This window comes from Mycolicibacterium frederiksbergense, from assembly GCF_012223425.1.
Lineage (GTDB): Bacteria > Actinomycetota > Actinomycetes > Mycobacteriales > Mycobacteriaceae > Mycobacterium > Mycobacterium frederiksbergense.
This window is the reverse complement of the sequence record NZ_CP038799.1, coordinates 2,105,446-2,122,825: the sequence shown is the minus strand read 5'-3', so window position 1 is coordinate 2,122,825 and position 17,380 is coordinate 2,105,446. Positions and strand designations below refer to the sequence as shown.

Sequence of the window (17,380 nt, the reverse complement as noted above, 5' to 3'; positions counted from 1 at the left end):
TCTGCGCCAAGCTCAGTCCCTGGGCTTCGTAGAGTTTTTCGAGCACGTCGCAGGGGAGTGCGCGGCGCGCGCGGAACATCGAGGGAGTGCGGTCGGTACCCGTGCATCCCATCCCACGGAGTCTCGCGGTGGGGGATGGTCGCCAAGAACCGACCGGATGACACCAGCGGTGGTGTTCAGTGCGCCGGCTGCCACCGTCATCGACCGACCCTCGGTGACGATCATGCGATGCAGTCGGGCGATCGAGGCGGCGCTCCAGTGCACTGGTCCGCCGACCGCAGCTGGGAGGCTGGGCTGCCACGACACCGGCTCACGATGCAGACCCTGGTCGTCGAGGAACATCCTGCCGACCTCGACGAGCGTGGCTACAACGTCCGGGGGCAGTTCGCGCGGCAACACCGCCAACGCCGAGGCGAACTTCGGGGAGTTGATGGCGTGGAGACAGTGCCTTGCGGGGGAGCCAGTGAGGCGCTCGAACAACCAGCACCGGTGCAGCTGGACCTTTACACCACGCCCCGCCAATACTCCTTGCTGCCAACTGATGTCACGCCATGCCGCGTCGGGAAGTAACTCTTGATAGGAGAGTTGGCGTCGGCGGGCGTAGTCGATCGGTGGTGGCGTCCGATCAATGTCGTCGGCGAGGCGGGATAGGGTGGCGAGGCAGTACGACCACCCCGGGTGGGCGTGCAGGTGCTGCAGCGCACGTGTGACGCTGCGCGGCGGATACGGATTGCCTAGCCGTGCGCAGGTCTCCTCCAGGCTGATCGGGCTACCGACCAAGATCAGGGCGACGCTCAACGCATGCCGGAGCCGTTCAAAACCTAACCCCGGCAGGGCAAAACGATAAGCGACTGCTGGCCACACGAGCGCCGGGACGCCGTGATACCGATCCGATGAACACCGCCCCGCAGATTGGCTGCTGATGACGGCCCGGAGCTGCTGGACCGGACCACCCGCGCACTCCAGTCCGAGGCCGGCTGGTGTTAAGGCACCGCTAACCATATGGGTGCGCAGGTGGCGCGCAACAGCGTGATGGGCTTGCGGCACTAGCACTGTGCGCAGCAGCTGTGCCGCTTGATCCGGGCTGTCGCAGTCGAGGATCGGGACGGCCAGCGAAGCGCCGAGTGCGGTGGTGTCGGCACAGGTGCTGTCCCTGTTCAGTGCCCATGTCGGCGCGGCGTTCAGGTTGCCGGGTGAACTTGGGCTGCACGTGGCGTGTTGCAGTAGCTGTTCACCGAGGACGCGCAGATCCGTAACGTAGGTCAGCGCGCTTACCGAACCGTCACCGTAGATACCTCCAGAGGCAACTCCGGCCGCAATGACGTTCAGGATCCGACGTTGCGCACTCAGCACGGCGCTGTCAACCGGCGCATCGGCGGTTATGGCGTCGGACAGCAGGGCACCGCACCGCGGGGGAGTAGATCTGCGACGCCCGCCTAGTGCTGGGCGGTCACACCTGCCGGGTTGGGGGACGAGGTTCATCGGTGGCGCTTCGATGCGCTGCCGGCGTCGGCACGACGGGCAGCAATCGGTGAGCAGGCAGTGATGGGTGGGGCAGGCGAACGCCCACCGCAGACGCCACCACAACGGCCACAGACCGCCATTGTCTCGAAGGCATCGCGGGCAGAACCGTGAGCCCGGCATCAGCAGCGTTCGGATGGCGGCCATGGCGTATGGCACCGGCAGTTGGGATGCTGGGGTCATCGCCCACAGCGTCTGCGGGGTGATACCGGTCGTGTAGGCCAGGGCGGTCATTTGCGCGGCGGTGATTGTGGTGATCGGCTGGCGTGCCCCGGTAGCGCGGCCCGCCAGGTATCCGGTGGCCGTCCCGATGTCGCCCCAGGTGGCGTCACTGTGGTGGGCGAGGGCCTGCAGCCAAGAATCAAGCGCTTCACCGGGTACCGGCATGGTGCGCAGTGGCAATGTCCGCAGCGGCGGGGACTGTCCGCCACCGGCCGTGCGAAGGGCCCGTAATTCCGTCGGCGTCATGTGATCCACCTCGCATGCATCAGGCGTCTGCAAAGGTCACATCTCAGATTGCCCTACTTGTAGGGCTGACTTCTAGTAGTGGGCGTTGACTACTTGAAGGTGTGCCGACCCGCCCCCATCAGAACGACCCGAAACGGGTCGCGGCATGGGAGACACGGCGGCGCAGAATCGGTGTGCGCATCAACCGCCTGCGCGTCGAGAACGATTTCACCTTCGAAGAACTGGCCGAGCGCTCCGGGGTGTCGCGCAACGTGCTCATGGATGTTGTGCACGGCCGGCGCGGCATTCTGCATGAGCGCCTCTTCGACATCGCCCAAGCCCTCGATGTCACCGTGGTCGATCTCGTCGACGGCATCACCTAAAGGCCTCAGGCCGGACGGGCCATGAGCCCCACCGCCAGCACCCTTCCCCTGCGAGTCGCCCCGCTGCCCGGCGAGTCCCTGGAATCCTGGTTGCAGGCCCTGGCCCACCGTCACCGCGCGCAATGGGGCGAACTGCTCGACGTGCTGCTGCCCGCACCCGATCCTCGTGCAGGCAGAAAGCGGCCGCGCCGATTCACCTATCGCCTCACTCTGCGCGTGACCGATGAGGAAGCTGCATCGATAGCTCACGTCACCGGCGCTGCTGTTACCGACATTCACGCGATGACTTTGAGTCATTATGCCGGGCGCGCCACCGGGATCGAACCCGCCTCTGGCACCTACACACCGTTCCCGTGGGGACGCACGCACGGATCGCGGTACTGCCCGCAATGCCTGGCCGACACCTCAGGGCGGTGGCAACTGGCATGGCGGCTGGGATGGACGCTCCTGTGTCCACTCCATCGATGTCTACTACTTGATCGGTGTCCACAATGCCAGCAGGTGCAGCGCGTGCAACCGCTGCCGACGACACTGATACCGCAACCCGGGACCTGCCTGGGCTCAGCCCTGCCCAACGACACCCGCACCAAGCAGTACTGCACCGCCCCACTGGCCGACCAGCCAACGCGCGCGCTGCCGCACCAGCACCCCGCGGTCGAAGCGCAACACATCGTCAACGACATTATCGAGCACGACGTCGCTGACTTCGGGGTCTACCGCACCCACCCGCAGCCGGCACGGGCAGCGCTGGCCGATATTCGAAGCCTGGCCCGGCGTGTCCTCATCGAACCGGAATCGCCTGCGCTGACCGCACTCGTACCCGCCGATATCGTCGCTGCCCACCGACACGCCAAACGCCGCACACCCGGACCCGACTATCACACGGGCTCCCACGTCCCTGCCGATGCCGCCACCACCGCCGCCGGCATCATCGGCGCGCTGGCCGTCCTCACTTCCGACACCATCGACGCCGCCGGTGACCGATTCCTGATGCTGCTGTCGGCCAGTCGCGCCCGCGGCACAACTCTCGTCGCCGCCAACCTGTCGCTCGGAAAGAAAACACCGGTACTCAAAGCGGTCCAACTCACCGCGCTGGCACCGGAAATGGGTGTCGGCAAACAACTGAACTACCGCATCGGCACCGCCAAACCGCGTACACCGATCTCATCGACTGCCCAGTCTCAGAGCGCCATGGCGCGGCGGCTACCCACGATGCTCTGGGCAGACTGGAGCCTGCGCCTGACCCCGCCCCGCTACACCCAGAAAGTGGCACGCCAGGCGCTATCCGCGGCCGTCCTCATCACCGGAACGCACCAACAGCTCAGTCATGCGCTGACCGCACTGCACAGTTCCCAATCCAAACAATCGGCCCACGTTTTCGTCAACGACCTGAGCCGGCAACCCTGTTGGCCCGACGTTCGCTCAGCGATCATCGCGCTGCACGACCGTCTCGCCGATCACGAACCGCCCATCGACTACACCCGCCGGCGACAGCTGAACTACCGCAGGCTGCTCACCGAGGCACACTGGAGAACCGTCTGCACTACAGCAGGTATCTCGACGGGGGCGGTACGCATCGACACGGCGCGGTTCTACCTCTACGAGCGCATCAGCGGTATGCCCGGAGTCACTGCCGGACAACCCTGGTCGGCCGCCGTGGACACACAACTCCTCGTGCGATTGTGCCGCCAACTCACCCCTCAGCTGGCCGCAGCACTCGATGATTATGCCGGCGATTTCCTCGCCTCTCAGCACGTCACCGACGAACCCGTCACATGGACCCCCGACACGGCACTGATCGCCGACCTGACGCTACCCGGTACCGCAGCTCTAAACATCGACATGGCATTGCTGCACCACCTCGTTCGGGACGGACATCTGTCGGTAGCGGCCGCTGCCAAGCGACTCGGTACGCCTACCGGCTACGTCCGTCACGCCCTGGTCACCTCACCAGCCCCAGCGGCGAGAGCCTACGAACGCACGTACGGGCCTAAGGTGCAGGAAGTTCTTAACCGCGGCGAACTCTACCGACGCTACGTAATTGAGCACCAAAGCATGCGGGCCATCGCTGACGACCTGGGATACTCCAAGCGCACAATCTGGAAAGCATTGCAAGCCTACGGGATACGAGTTCACGACAAACACGGTCGTTAAGCCTGTCGCCGCGCGCCGATACATCGTCGTCGCCCAGAGTTGATGGGGCGGGCCCGGAAGGGCAGCTGGGACGACTAACGCAGACATGCTGCTCGTGCGTGGCCAACTCGACACCCATACGGTCGGCGCTTCCGATAAGCCACTTCCGGGCACGCCCCTGCAGAGTACTACTAGTAGTGTTGATGTGATATCTCGACACGTCGTTTCTGCCCGGCCGTACCTTGTCCTCACCAGCTGATTTCATCGCCCAGCTCACGAGTGGCTGGGCACGTACGCCAACCGGCGCACCCATGCGGTGACCACACGATTGGGCCGCGACTGTTACGTCAGCCTCGGCGGCAACGCGTATTCGATGCATCCTGAGGTGATCGGACGGATGGTCACCGTGCGTGCCGCTCTAGATGTACTCGGCCATCAGGTTGGTTGCAGTCGGCTGACTGGTGGTAGACCGTCGAGTGCGCTGTGGCGTCGTTGAGTGTTGTAGAACTCGACCCAGGGTGCAAGGGCTTGGGCGCGGTCGGTGTTGGATGCGAACACCCGCCGGTAGGACCATTCGCTTTGCAGGGTGCGGTTATAGCGCTCCACCTTGCCGTTCTGCCATGGGCAGTGCGGCTTGATGAAAAGATGTCTGGCGTTCAATTCATCGACGACCGCTGCGAACGCTGTTGAGCGTCGATAGCTCAGATGGTTGTCGGTGATCACCCGTTCAATGCGCGAAATACCATGGGATTGAAAGTATTGCGCCGCTCGCGTGAGAAACCCGGCGCACGTCGATCCCTTCTCGTCGGCGTGGATTTCTGAGTAGGCCAGCCGGCTGTGGTCATCGACCATCGAGTGCACGTAGTCGTATCCGATGCCGCGGGCGCGGACGTCTTCGCTACGCCCGTGCGCGCGCCAACCACCCCCGTCAGGGATGCGGCCGAGCTTTTTGACATCGACATGCACCAGTTCGCCTGGGCGCTCACGCTCATAGCGCCGGGCCGTCGCCTTGGACGCTTTGATCACCGCACCGGTCATCGGATCACAATCACGCAGGTAGGGCACATCGCGTCGGCGCAAAATCCGGGCAACAGTTCGGGCAGGAATGCCCAGCTCAGGGCCCAGCCAGTCCTGCCCGCGCCGATGCTTGCGGCGCGCAGCGACCACTTGGCGCTCGACCCGTGCAGGCGTCTTGGTCGGGCTGCGATGTGGTCGACAGGATCGGTCCTGCAGTCCGGCTTCGCCTTCGGCGGCGAAACGGCTGATCCAGGTGTGGACGCATTTGCGGGAGATGCCCATCGCCTCGGCGGTATGGGCTTGCTTCCAGCCCTGCTGATACCGCTCGACGATCAGCATTCGACCATGCATCGTGGTGCGGGCATTACGGTGGGACACGAGAACCTCCGGGTTGGTGCTGGGCCTTAGACAAGCCACACCTCACCCGGAGGTTCTCTTCACATCAAGCCAACACGCCCGCAACCAACGTCATGGCCGGATACATCTAGCACCTGGTCTCGGTCAGAACGGTGTCGGCACGATCTTCGGTCGGCTGTCGGTCGCCGCCGCGACGACCATGGCGAAGTGTTCGTCTGGTAAAGCGGCGTGCTGTGCAAGTTCGGCGGTAGTGACGTTGTGTTCAGCGAGAAGCGCGACCGCGGTGCCCAGAAGAGACGGGTATTCCGGAGGACCCAACGGCCCGGGTTCCGGCGTACCCCAAGTAGAAAGCGTTATGTTGGCCCGCCTATACATCGAATCCGAAAGTAGGCCCAATGTCCGCGCGCGATAGACGAGCGCGCGCAAACTTACACCCCACCGCCTCTTCGCCGCGTGGAACGCATCCCAGTCGAGAGTGCGGGGAAGGTCGTCAATTACTTGATCAGCTGGCGCCAGGAACGCGGCAGCGAAGTCCTGGGCTTGACCCTCAATCAGCTTCGAACCCGGTTCTGCGTCTGGATGTAGAAGCAGGTGCCCGAGCTCGTGAGCGCTGTCGAAGCGGCTGCGTGCCTTGTCGGCCTTCGTCGAAGACAGCAGCACAACAGGACGACGGGTCGCCGAAGTTGAGAATGCATCCACCCGGTGATCGAACTGGTCACTGGGGTACCTGAGCACAAGTACGCCTTGGGCCTCAAGCAGTCTCACCACATGAGGGACAGGACCTTCCGCGACACCCAGCATCTGCCGGGCTTCAGCCGCCGCGCGTTCGGCGTCAGCTCTAGAAATCTCGCCCACGTATCCCTTCAAGGATGGGAGATCCGCCGGCGGAAGATCGACATAATCTTCGATACCAGACAAGACTTCCAAGGCGAGGTCAGCGTATGCCAACGCCTGTTCACGACTTATCGCAGGCGTAGCTCGCAGGGAGCGAAAGTGTGCTGCCGAGGCCGGTATCGTCTGATCACTCACGCTGCGTTGCAGGAACTGTCCGGGCACGCCGAGGCTGAGTGCGAGCTCAGCCGCTACTGCGGTAGTCGGACGGTACTGGTCGCGCTCCAACTGAGTAATAGCTGTGGGCGAGATATCAACCAACGCCGCGAGTTCGGCACGCGACATCCGGGCCATCCGCCGGGCGATGGACAATCGTGCACCGCTAAAGGTTGATACCGACCCGCTGACTCGACGTCGACGTGCCGCGCGCATTGCATCACTGATGTCGCTCATTCTCCAGCTGACTTCGGCCTCGGCTTGAGTCGCACCTCAGGTGTTGGCGCCGGTCGCCGTTCAAAGCTATCAGTGCTGGAATCCGTTGATTCATTGCGACCACGGGTTGCATTCCCGGTATCACCTCTATGCCACCATAGTTGTTGCGTTGCTAACCAAGGATAGTCGGGGCTTTCCGTTGGGATTCCGAGCCACCCTGCGGTGTTCGGGCTCGACCAGCCCCCTGCCCAAACAAGAATAACGTCGCGGAGCGCTTTGGGGTCGCCCTCTGCAGGGAACAAGCCGTCAAACAGTGTGCCGCTACCGATCTGAAAAGGGTTATACCGAGTTCTATTGTTTCGAGCGGCCGCTCGACGCACGTCGCTTTCTGCCGACCAATCGAATTCACTCCAGTCCGGCTCCGCCAAAGTGACCATGGGCCCGGCCTTCTTCACTAGCAGATTGATGCCACCAGACTGGACTAGCAGCGAGCCATTCGGTGCAGTTACATGCACGTCTCGACCAATCTTGGCGGTACGGGCCGGGTGCCATATTTGCCGAAGAGCGAGCTCACGGAAGTTTTCCGCAGCTGTGATGCCTAACGATCGCGGAGTATCGCCTAGATCGCTGGGCTCGTATCTGGCTGTGTTAGCGCGCCATACAGAAGCGGCGATCGTTTCTAGTAGGGAGATCACTTGCTTACCCTGTAGGTGCTCAACGATTGCTGCGAGCTGCTCACTGGCAGCTGCGTCCCACTGCGTCATGTGAACAGTGAAGCACATATGCGCAGAAATGACAGGAAATGAAGTACCGGCGTGTCCTAGCTGAGAATTCTGAAGTGCACCCAGTCCGGCCGGGAGCGATACTTCGGCCCGTTGCAGATTAAGCGCGTTATGCCTCGATAGGTGTCGCGGGCCGGCTGTCCGAGGTGCGTGTCACGTCTTCAGCGCGGGCTTCAGGGCAAGGAGAGGACCAGCGCTGCCGAAGTTCACAGCGACTTCGGCAGTGCTCGCCGTATGGTCTTTGCCTCCGCGATCCATGTGATCCAAGCCGGCATCACATCGCTCGGTTTAAAGTTAGATGGAAACGCCAGAAATGATCGGGCGGATCTGATTGTGTGCATGTTGACGTCTGCAGCCGGCATAGTGCGAGCTGTCCCGTCGCGCTGAAGACTGATCGCCAGACGCGGCGTCAGGGCGATAGTCACTCCTTCTGCGGCCCACAACGGCGTATTCAGCCCGAACTCCGCCAAGTGTGGATTGTGTTCGAACGTACTCGGTGAATCTGGCCTGATTCCATACTGGGCGGCGAATGCGTCGGACACCACCAGGCATGGGTCGGGGTATCGTATTGCTTCCCAACGCATTCCCAAGAGGGCGTGTGTTACAGAGTCCCACCTATCCTTCGGCCTGATTGAGTGGTCGTCGCGCAGGTTCCATGCGTCCAGGACTCCCATGACGCCGGCACGCAAGAGCATCGTTTGAAGCTCACCCATCGTCCCCTTGAACGGATCGCCCTTCTTAGACAACCCTGCTTTTGCCGCCACGTATCCGAGGTAAGCCCTGCTTCGAGATTCTTGGAGACTGGCGAGCCATGCAATGGCCTCGGCGAGCCCCGGGGGGACGATCGCCATGTCCGGACTGTTCTCGATTGCGGCAATTGCAGCGCTTGCGGCACCCTCAATGTTGCTCATGGCTTGCTCAAGCGATGATTGGTCCCGCTCTCCGTCTTTCGTGACTATGGTGTGTCCGTTGTTGACGTGTCCCATTTCACGCGGGCTCGTTAGTCGCAAGCGCTCGTCTCGCTCGATTGAGAAGTGCCAGAGACGGCCATCGTGTGCGAATCGACGAAGAAGCATCTGCGGTACGAAGTGGTGTTTCGTCGGTGTAGATGGCACAACCTGGATCGTACGACCCCTTCCGGCGTGAATTCGCGATCGGGATCTTGTTGCAGCCCTTCCGAGCCCACTTGAAGGTGCGCAGTGATGATGGTCGACGCAGCACCGGGCCGGCCGCGGCGCTGTGTTGCAAGGACCTTGACTCGACAGCAGTGGTGCTGTCAGTAGTGCCAGTCCTCCCAATGGATCAGGTCCGCGACCCCTAAATCGCCTAGTGCGATGCGGATTTGCCCTGCGGAGACGCCTCCATAGAAAGGCGAAGCGATCTGTCTAGCGTCGGGCAGGTCGCGGGTGACCAACCCGACAACGCGGCCGTCCTGAGCAACGACTGGTCCGCCGCTGTTTCCGGGTCGGGCTATCGAAGAGTAGAGGAAGAACTGTTCGTCCTCGCGGGACCTCACTGCCGGATTGACCACCTCACCTCGCTGAACGACGAGGTACGGACTGTCGAGTGTTGAAATCGGTGGATAACCGAAAACGTATGTCTCGTCGGACCATTGTGGGTCTCGAAACGCCACACCCGAGAGTGCCTTAAAAGGTGGACCTTTCGTGTCAACGGGGATGACTGCGACGTCGATTGTCGGGTGTATAAGGGCATCATCTGTGCGAAGGGTGATGTGAAATGCTGTTTGCAATGCGCCTTCCGTAGGCGTGTGCGGTGCCGGCGCGGCGATCGTGGCATCTAGCGTGCAGTCTCGTACAACGTGTGCGTTGGTCAAGATATGGCCAGGATCCAACACAAGGCCGCTGGCATTCGTCACGTCGCCATCGGGCGTAGTGCCGGTCATGTGTGCTGTAACGGACCCGTATTTCTCGATGATCATCGTGGGACCCAGCGCACGCGATAGCCAAAGACTGCCGCCGCGTTGAGCATTGGTGATCGAACTGGGGATCGCTTGGTAGGCATGCCCGAGCACGCCATCTGTTGCTCGACTGATCCCGTGGTCGTACAGAAGGTCTGCACGAGCCATATCCCGCAGGAGTGGGTGTATGAGAACGGAATGCAACTCGGTGAAGAAGGTTTCATCGGCAAGCAGGTGTTGGCGAAAGTCCTCACCCGTTAGTGAGTTGTCGCGGTCATAGGCGGGTTTGCCGAGTGCATCGGCGTAAGGGTTTGGCTGTGCAGGATCAAAGAAGCGCATCGCTGCCTGCGCGATTCGTACGCGAATTTCGAGGAAGCCGGGAGCATGCGGGGGAAGGACCATTCTAGCGGGCTCAGCTCGGATCACGACAGGTTCGTTGGCCCCACGGGATCCGCTCGCTTCCGTCATCTGTCCAGCTTAAAGCCACACACCTGGCGAAGTTTGTACCAGACGGGCACTGTGGGTGGCCTTCAATACGCATACATAGAGGCGCTAGTGGAGCTGCCGTCCGCGTTATGGTCCTCCGCGCCGGAACGAACAGACGGTGATGTAGGCGGCCACTCGGTCGGTCTGAGAGGTCTTGACAGGTGTCGTCGGCGACGAGGTGGCATGTGGCACCGTCGGCTGCAAGGTGTCGTTGGGGCGGGAGGCGGCTCGGGCGGTCCTTGAGGGCTAGGCGCCGCCGGTGCCTGCGGTGGCGCTGACGCCGCGCTCACGGCAGTGCCGGTCCCCCAAGCGGTGCGGCAACAGGTGAGTCGTCCGTTGGCGCGGAGGGACTACGACCGGGGAACGGGGACACACGTAGCGACCGCCGCCCTGGTGGCGGCGGTCGCTACGTCGCCTTTCCTACGAACGCAGCGCCTTGAACTGAGCTTTGTGCCGGATCGCGCCCTGCTCAATCTTCATCAGCCCCTGCCGTGCGGACACGACGTATCGCGCGGCAAGGTCTAGTTGAGCCTTTGCATGTAGACGCTGATCGACCGGCACGTCGCCATTAGGGAATTCAGACCAAATGGCGTTGATTGCCCTCAATTGCGCGCTGATCTTGCCGATATTGATCGGCGTCGGCGCAAGCAAAGGACGGGCTAGCTTGTCGAGTTCGCGTGCCTCAATGTCCAGGCGAGCCCCGAGGTCGCGTCCGGTCATCCGGTCTTCCATAACGCGTCGCGGCTTGTCGAGCATGTCCTCGATGTGTTCGAGCTTCGCGTCCAGTTCCGCCCTCAACGCTGCTTGGTTGCGACGGACCGGCTCACGCCGGGCATACCAGACGTTGTAGATGCTCAGACTAGTACCAATGCCACCCAGCACAGTGGCAATCAACGTGTAGACCCACATGACGTGCACACTAATCAGTATGGTCGCGGCCTGCGCTGATGACATCCTGCACCGATGTGACAGCACGCAGAATACCCAGACCGCGGCTCTAGTTCTGCTTCAATGTCAGAAACGTAGCGGCTCACTGGAGGAATCAAACGTGTCGGAATCGTCGACAGGGGGCGACACCGTCGTTCTCAGCATTACTAACAATGACGGCGAGGCACCGTTACTAATTCCGCAGCTTGCTTCTAATTTGATGGATCTTCACAGCTTGGTCTTTGTCTCGACCCTTGCGACCTTCTTCGAATGGGAGGAGCTCAAACTCGGTGAGCCCCGCAGTTTCAAGAGCGTCTACGAAGGCGCGTTATCTGCATCGCTAGGTTTCAACGTTGAGAAGCTTTCGTATAACTCACCGCTGGATGTCGTTGTCGCAGCCAAAACGGCGATACCAGTCGCGGTTGAGTCTGCGAGCAGGCTGGTCAAACTCGTAAGCGCTATCGAAGACCTCCGCGTGAAGCATGCTCGCACCAACAACGAAGTACTCGCGGAGAACATCATTCGAGACGAACTGAAGCTCGAACGATTCAGCAAGAAGCAAATTTCCAAGGCTGAACGGGACATGTTACAAAGCGCAATCGCGGGTGCGGCACGCGCAGCGGATAGAATCGCTTACATTCACGTACAGCTCTGAACGTCGAACTCTTGCAACTGTTTTGATCCTGGAGATCGCTGATAGCCTGCCCATCCAAGCTCCGAGCTGGTGATCGATCGCCCGATTTCTTTCGGTGATCCGGCCGACCGCAGCCTGACCACAAGGGGGCTCGCCGCATGAAAGGCTGCCTGGCATGAGGGTGGCTGCTTACCAGGGTCCGTATCTGCCGTTTGGGTTCGGCCAAGCCGTCGAGTTGATTCAACGACAACTTCAGCAGTGCGAGGGTGAAGGCGTCGAGCTGTTGTGCTGCCCGGAAAGCTTCCTCGGTGGGCTCGCGTACGAATCTGACGGCCAGTCTCCTGCAGAAGTCGCAGTGAGCGTACGAGAGTTGGCTCGTCTGCTCGCGCCAGTGGTGTCCTCGCCCGTCGCTTCGGTTATCGGCTTCACTGAGCGCGCAGAAACCGGAAAGCTCTACAGCTCAGTCGCGTTCGTCGCCGACGGCGCAATACAATTAGTGCAGCGCAAGGTGTACCCGGGCTATCGCACAGCGATCAGCGCCGGAACCGAACTACCGGTCATCGCGTTCCGCGACACCGTGTTCGGGATCCTCATCTGCAACGACATCTGGTACGCCGAACCAGCGCGGATACTCGCGAATAAGGGTGCGGAGCTGATTCTGGTGCCGACCAATAGCGGCCATCTCCGCCGAGACAGCACCTTGAAGAACAGGTTCCGCACCAGGGGTGAAACGTTGGCCGTCGCGCGCGCCGTCGATAACACGGTGTCGATCGTCCAGGCGGACGTCGCAGGGAGCAACAGGGGCGCTTCGCCCTGGGGTGTAGCCGCATCCTTGACCCCGACGGCGCGGTGCTCGCCGCCGCCGACTCCCAGACGGTCGGGCTCGTAATTGCCGACATCGAGTCGCACTCGCGGCCGTTCGATCCGCGCGGCTGGGACGCCCGCATGAACGCCGCGGTGAGTGGGGAATACGCCTCGATGTTCGGGCTGGGCGAGGCGTCGTCGCCGGCGCCGGGCACGAAGTAGCGTGTTGTCGATGGTGGCGCTCTGGTTTAGCACGCCGCACTGACGACTGGCACCACCGTACCGTTCTGACTTCCGCCACTTGGATGACTGAAACCGCCCCGCCACCTGTGTGACAATCGGAAAGAGGCGCAGTTAGGAGAGGTGAGGTTCGCCATCCAGTTTGACGATCGACAGCCACCACTGTCGATTGTCAAAGTCGATGTCATTTGGTCATTTGAGATGTCACCAAATGTCGCAGATGACACTTGAATGACGAAACCAGCTGCTCTCCGTATCGCCCACGGGTGGTCATTAGCTCCCGGCTTGAGCCATTGCCGCCGCGACGGCGCTCTTCCACGCTGGTGCGCGGCCGGGCAGAACCGAGCAGGGCGGGACGGGAGGAGCATCCGGTTCGCAGCGGCTACGCCGGGCGAGCTGACTACTCCGCGGCCCCCGTCATCGTCGACGTCTGGCTGTCAGTACTCGATCAAGCGCGTGACGTAGGGCGTCATGCCGGAGGTCCGCACAGGCGAGATCTTGACGACCGATCCCGTGTAGGGGGCTTCGATCATCATTCCGTCGCCGAGATACATGGCTTCGTGTTGGCTGGCGCTGGGGCCGTAGAAGATCAGGTCACCGCGCCGCATCTGCGATGACGGAATCTTGCGGCCGGCGTTGTATTGCGATCCGGAGTAGTGGTCGAGTTTGATGCCGACGCCGGCGAAGGCGTACAGCATCAGTCCTGAGCAGTCGAAGCCGACGGTGTTGGCTCCCTGATCGATGCCCCGCGAGGGTCCGTTGGCGTTGCCGCCACCCCACGAATAGGGAACTCCGAGTTGCGACGTGGCGCGTCGGATCACGAATTCGGAGGCCTGGCGGCCATACAGGCGGGGAATGCGTCCATTGGTGATGCCGGGGTCGGCGGCAGCGGTCGCCGGAGACAAAATGCCCAGATTGTTGGTGAGGAAGTTGCGGCCCATGTCGGCGGTCAGTTGGGCCGAGGTCGCCATGATTTTGAGAACGGCATTTATGACGGCGATCGGGTCGCCGGTCACGTTCGCGCTGGGCGCCATCGGCAGCGTGGTATCCCATTGTTCGGCGCCGGCGCGGTCCGCCGGAGACGGGCTGGGACGGTCCCACTGCCCGCTGGGCAGCGCTGGGACGCCAGAGGGCGCAGGAGTGAGGGTGTGGGCGGCACCGGGCAGCGGCCGGGCAGCAGTGAGTCGCCGTTGTGCGGCGTCGCGTCCGGCGGCCAGCCGTGCGAGGTCAGACTGTTGGTTTGTGAATACCTGCTGTACGGCGAGCAGTTCGGCGACGGCGCCGTCCTGTCGGCGTTGCGCCTTGGCCGCTGCGGCGTCCGCATCCAGCTGGGCCTGCTTGACGGCGGAGAGCCTGTTGGCCCGTTCGGTCTGGCTGCGGCGTAGGTCGTGTTTCACTCCGCTGAAAGCGATGAGATACATCTGCTGCGTCGAGGCCGCCGACAAGATGTCTTCAGGGCTTCGTGCCAGCGGCAGTGCGCCGGAAGGCTCGCTCATATAGGTGGAGGCGGCGAACTCGTCGAATCGCTGTTGGGCAGCGTCGATGTTGGTCTGGCTGTCGGCGAGTGCCTTCTCGCTTTCGGCGGTTCTGCGGTGCGCCCCGGAGAGCGCCTCGCGGGCACTGGCAACCTCGACCAGGGCCCGATTGACGCTCTCCTGCTGGTGTTGGATGTCAGCGCCGATATCGGCAACATGCTGGTTGGCTTCGGCAACGGCAGCGGTCAGAACCGCAAGCGTGTCGCCATCACCACTTTCGTGCCCGGCCACTGCGGTGCCCGAAGAGCCAACGACCAGCATCGAAGCAAGCAGCCCAGCGGTGAGAAATGAAGTGAGGTGCCGCATCGATTCTCCTGAGTGGGATGACTGACGTCGGCCACAAATGAAGCCAGGCGCGCTGAGACACTTGTGGTCGATGTCCTACTACTGCGATAAGTACGTAGTGCAATAGTGCGTAGCTGGAACGTACATCACTGCCGCATCAGGAGAAACGTCTGTCACAATCACGATGCAATAACACCTCGACCAGGCTTACCGATGCGGGGTCGGCATCGGAGGTGGAGAAGCCTTGCAGTAGGTCGCATCTCGCCTGGCGGCGGCTTCATTAGGAAGCTGCAGGAATCGGCCACCTCGTCAGATCCAGGCGGGGGTTACAGCGCACGGAACAGCGAAGATCCGGCGATCTCGAAGCGGTGATCATGAACTGAAGTGTGGACCACCAAGAGCTGATCACGGTTCGCGGCGTCTTAGAGGAGTTGTCCGATCGCCTGCGTCGCCGCGATGTCGACCATGGACAAGTCGACCATGGACAACCTGTATCGCAAGCGGCGGCGCGGGCGGCACAGCCTATCTCCACAGGGCGGCGATGAGTCGCGAACAGCGTTCAGCGCGTCTGATGACGGCCGCGTTCGATTCCGGAGGCGTACCACCACAGCGTTCACCGCCGAGCAGATGAATGCCGAGCAGTCAGCTCAAGTAAAGGCGGCGCTGCGTAAAGGCTGATGATCATGACCACTGCGCTATGGCTGGCCACCTCATGGAGGCGTCAGGTGCGCGTTTCGTAGAGGAGCGAAGGCAGCGCCTGCGCCTGCGCCTGCGCCTGCGCCTGCTGCAGAACATAATTCGAGCGGCTACATCTACGTAGTTGCTACAGATTTCTCGATCCAACGGCGTGTCATCCACTCAGGCGCGGGGTATCCGTGCGAAGGCGGGACCGGCACGCGCCTACAGATCCATTGCGAAGACAGTTTAGGAAAGGGAATATGAGTACCGTATCGCAAATGCTCGACGCCTACCCAAAAGACCTGGGAGGTATAAACGAGGTGAGTCTGGTGGCTTGTATCGAGGCATGCCAGTCGTGCTCTCAAAGCTGTTCAGCGTGCGCCGATTCGTGCCTGAGCGAGGATTCGGTTTCCGACCTCACCAGGTGCGTACGGACGAATCTCGATTGCGCGGACCTATGCGAAGTAACTGCACGTGTTCTGTCGCGCCATACCGGATATGACGCGAAGATAACTCGCTCCGTGCTCGAGACATGTGCGGCCATGTGCAAGGCCTGTGGCGACGAATGCACAAAGCATGCCGGGCATCACGAACACTGTCGGGTTTGCGCGGATGCTTGCCGCAGATGTGAACAAGCATGCCGAGAACTGATCGGCTCCCTGGGGTAGCCGACACCGCCTCGGCCGCAGCGGTCAATTGCAGGCCGACCGAGGAACGTCCCCGGTTCTCGCTAATTCGAGAACCCCTGATCCAAGGGTTGCCTCGTGCGGCTACGCAGCGTGTCGTTCAGCGGCGAAAGGTTCCAGCGGTTTCGTCCCGCCGGCGGCTTCAGCCGCCGACGCAAGCCTCATGAGCACTTTGCCGCGCAAACAATTCGCGCCATCGCTCACCTTGCCACGGTGTGATCTCAAAGTCTGTCTCAGACCGGTGCGCAAGGATCGAGTCGACCGACTGCGCAGTCTTCATGAGATCTTTATGGGAAGTGGAAGAGACCTATACTCGCGAGTCCGACGCTGAAGTGGCGGGCGCCTCCTGGTGGTGCCCTGTTGGCGCATGTTCGTCAGTTGAGTCGAGGAAAGGTGTGCGGATGCAGCGCAAACAGTATGGATATGGGTTCGTGGCGCTGGGGACGTCAGCCCTCGTTCTGAGTGCCTGTTCGGGTGGGGCCACCAGCGATGAGGCTGCCTCACTAACCTCTCCGGCATCGGTATCGAGCACGGTGAGCACGTCGGCCGCGGCCACAACGCACAATGACGCCGACGTGGCCTTCGCGCAGGGAATGATTCCGCATCATGAACAGGCGATCGAGATGAGTGACATGCTTCTCGGTAAGCAGGGTGTCGATCCTGCAGTGCTTTCCGTGGCCACCGACGTCAAGGCTGCGCAGGCACCCGAGATCGAAAAGATGCAAAGCTGGTTGCAGCAATGGGGCATTTCGTCTGCACCTGCCACGACCAGCACGGATATGCCTGGTCACGATATGTCCGGTGGTGACATGGGAGATATGCCCGGTATGGGCGATGGCGGCCACGGCATGATGTCCGAAGCTGACATGGCTGCGCTGCAGAACGCATCGGGCCCAGAAGCCGGCAGGCTGTTCCTGGAACAGATGATCGAGCACCACGAGGGTGCTATCACCATGGCCCAGCAGGAGATTGACAATGGTCAGTTCCCGGCAGCTATCGACATGGCGCGAAGCATTGTGACATCTCAGCAGGCCGAGATCGACGAGATGCGGGCACTGCTGGACAAATAGGGCAATTCAGCCATGCATCGCTAGTGGTCGGCGGTCATCCGAAGTCGCCTTGTTCTGCTGGTAATTCCACGGTGAAGGTGGTTCCGGCGCCTCACCCGCCGCTGGAAGCGGCGATGGTCCCGCCGTGTCGCTTCAACAAGACCTTTGGCGATGGCCAGTTCCAGGCCGGCTTCCGCGCGTGCCCTTATCGCGGGCCACCTCGGCTCGGTAGGAC

At 61.9% G+C, this 17,380-nt stretch carries 14 protein-coding genes and 2 pseudogenes; 9 read left to right on the top strand and 7 right to left on the bottom strand.

Annotated elements, in window-relative coordinates; genetic code table 11:
* Window positions 1-12 precede the first annotated feature (12 nt).
* Window positions 13-1,989, bottom strand: a complete 1,977-nt coding sequence (locus EXE63_RS13245) for a TniQ family protein (RefSeq protein ID WP_168142305.1) — start codon at window positions 1,987-1,989, stop codon at window positions 13-15.
* A gap of 101 nt (window positions 1,990-2,090) precedes the next feature.
* On the opposite strand from EXE63_RS13245, the gene EXE63_RS13240 reads away from it, so the two are divergent.
* The 4 genes and pseudogenes from EXE63_RS13240 to EXE63_RS32935 form a co-directional block, all read left to right on the top strand.
* Window positions 2,091-2,351, top strand: coding sequence for a helix-turn-helix domain-containing protein (locus EXE63_RS13240; protein WP_168142304.1), 261 nt, complete (start codon window positions 2,091-2,093; stop codon window positions 2,349-2,351).
* A 21-nt stretch (window positions 2,352-2,372) separates the two neighbouring features.
* Window positions 2,373-2,765, top strand: a pseudogene (locus tag EXE63_RS33470) (TniQ family protein); the annotation flags it as partial.
* Between the two features lie 87 nt (window positions 2,766-2,852).
* Window positions 2,853-4,505, top strand: a complete 1,653-nt coding sequence (locus EXE63_RS13235) for a hypothetical protein (RefSeq protein WP_234904477.1) — start codon at window positions 2,853-2,855, stop codon at window positions 4,503-4,505.
* A 188-nt stretch (window positions 4,506-4,693) separates the two neighbouring features.
* A pseudogene (locus tag EXE63_RS32935) lies at window positions 4,694-4,908 on the top strand (Mu transposase domain-containing protein); the annotation flags it as partial.
* A gap of 11 nt (window positions 4,909-4,919) precedes the next feature.
* Here the strand turns inward: EXE63_RS32935 and EXE63_RS13230 are convergent.
* From EXE63_RS13230 to EXE63_RS13210, 5 genes are all read right to left on the bottom strand, one after another.
* Complete coding sequence (locus EXE63_RS13230; RefSeq protein WP_168142302.1) at window positions 4,920-5,879, bottom strand: IS481 family transposase; 960 nt, start codon at window positions 5,877-5,879, stop codon at window positions 4,920-4,922.
* Window positions 5,880-6,002: 123 nt separating this feature from the next.
* Window positions 6,003-7,142, bottom strand: a complete 1,140-nt coding sequence (locus EXE63_RS13225) for an XRE family transcriptional regulator (RefSeq protein ID WP_168142301.1) — start codon at window positions 7,140-7,142, stop codon at window positions 6,003-6,005.
* 967 nt (window positions 7,143-8,109) lie between these two features.
* Window positions 8,110-8,979 carry a DUF4238 domain-containing protein gene (locus EXE63_RS13220; RefSeq protein WP_234904571.1) on the bottom strand — a complete coding sequence of 290 codons (870 nt, stop codon included), beginning with the start codon at window positions 8,977-8,979 and terminating at the stop codon, window positions 8,110-8,112.
* 200 nt (window positions 8,980-9,179) lie between these two features.
* Complete coding sequence (locus EXE63_RS13215) at window positions 9,180-10,289, bottom strand: S1 family peptidase (protein WP_168142299.1); 1,110 nt, start codon at window positions 10,287-10,289, stop codon at window positions 9,180-9,182.
* 438 nt (window positions 10,290-10,727) lie between these two features.
* Window positions 10,728-11,216, bottom strand: a complete 489-nt coding sequence (locus EXE63_RS13210; protein WP_168142298.1) for a hypothetical protein — start codon at window positions 11,214-11,216, stop codon at window positions 10,728-10,730.
* A 139-nt stretch (window positions 11,217-11,355) separates the two neighbouring features.
* Here EXE63_RS13210 and EXE63_RS13205 point away from each other — a divergent pair, with 139 nt between their 5' ends.
* Both EXE63_RS13205 and EXE63_RS13200 read left to right on the top strand, forming a co-directional pair.
* On the top strand, window positions 11,356-11,889 hold the full coding sequence (locus EXE63_RS13205; protein WP_168142297.1) for a hypothetical protein: 534 nt from the start codon (window positions 11,356-11,358) through the stop codon (window positions 11,887-11,889).
* A gap of 154 nt (window positions 11,890-12,043) precedes the next feature.
* A complete protein-coding gene (locus EXE63_RS13200) occupies window positions 12,044-12,757 on the top strand; it encodes a carbon-nitrogen hydrolase family protein (protein ID WP_168142296.1) in 714 nt (237 codons plus the stop codon).
* A gap of 592 nt (window positions 12,758-13,349) precedes the next feature.
* Here EXE63_RS13200 and ripA read toward each other — a convergent pair.
* Window positions 13,350-14,708: an NlpC/P60 family peptidoglycan endopeptidase RipA gene (gene ripA, locus EXE63_RS13195; RefSeq protein WP_234904570.1), complete on the bottom strand. Its 1,359-nt coding sequence runs from the start codon at window positions 14,706-14,708 to the stop codon at window positions 13,350-13,352.
* A gap of 489 nt (window positions 14,709-15,197) precedes the next feature.
* Between ripA and EXE63_RS13190 the strand changes: the two genes are divergently transcribed.
* The 3 genes from EXE63_RS13190 to EXE63_RS13180 all read left to right on the top strand — a co-directional run bounded on the left by EXE63_RS13190 (window position 15,198) and on the right by EXE63_RS13180 (window position 17,166).
* On the top strand, window positions 15,198-15,410 hold the full coding sequence (locus tag EXE63_RS13190; RefSeq protein ID WP_234811963.1) for a hypothetical protein: 213 nt from the start codon (window positions 15,198-15,200) through the stop codon (window positions 15,408-15,410).
* 260 nt (window positions 15,411-15,670) lie between these two features.
* Complete coding sequence (locus EXE63_RS13185) at window positions 15,671-16,078, top strand: four-helix bundle copper-binding protein (protein WP_084395221.1); 408 nt, start codon at window positions 15,671-15,673, stop codon at window positions 16,076-16,078.
* Between the two features lie 419 nt (window positions 16,079-16,497).
* Window positions 16,498-17,166: a DUF305 domain-containing protein gene (locus EXE63_RS13180; RefSeq protein WP_062657481.1), complete on the top strand. Its 669-nt coding sequence runs from the start codon at window positions 16,498-16,500 to the stop codon at window positions 17,164-17,166.
* Window positions 17,167-17,380 lie beyond the last annotated feature (214 nt).

Coding starts and splice junctions, on each gene's coding strand:
- EXE63_RS13245 (WP_168142305.1), bottom strand. CDS start 1,989: ATGACGCCGACGGAATTACGGGCCCTTCGCACGGCCGGTGGCGGACAG.
- EXE63_RS13225 (WP_168142301.1), bottom strand. CDS start 7,142: ATGAGCGACATCAGTGATGCAATGCGCGCGGCACGTCGACGTCGAGTC.
- EXE63_RS13220 (WP_234904571.1), bottom strand. CDS start 8,979: ATGCTTCTTCGTCGATTCGCACACGATGGCCGTCTCTGGCACTTCTCA.
- EXE63_RS13215 (WP_168142299.1), bottom strand. CDS start 10,289: ATGACGGAAGCGAGCGGATCCCGTGGGGCCAACGAACCTGTCGTGATC.
- EXE63_RS13210 (WP_168142298.1), bottom strand. CDS start 11,216: ATGTGGGTCTACACGTTGATTGCCACTGTGCTGGGTGGCATTGGTACT.
- EXE63_RS13200 (WP_168142296.1), top strand. CDS start 12,044: ATGAGGGTGGCTGCTTACCAGGGTCCGTATCTGCCGTTTGGGTTCGGC.
- ripA (WP_234904570.1), bottom strand. CDS start 14,708: ATGCTGGTCGTTGGCTCTTCGGGCACCGCAGTGGCCGGGCACGAAAGT.
- EXE63_RS13190 (WP_234811963.1), top strand. CDS start 15,198: ATGGACAAGTCGACCATGGACAACCTGTATCGCAAGCGGCGGCGCGGG.
- EXE63_RS13185 (WP_084395221.1), top strand. CDS start 15,671: ATGAGTACCGTATCGCAAATGCTCGACGCCTACCCAAAAGACCTGGGA.
- EXE63_RS13180 (WP_062657481.1), top strand. CDS start 16,498: ATGCAGCGCAAACAGTATGGATATGGGTTCGTGGCGCTGGGGACGTCA.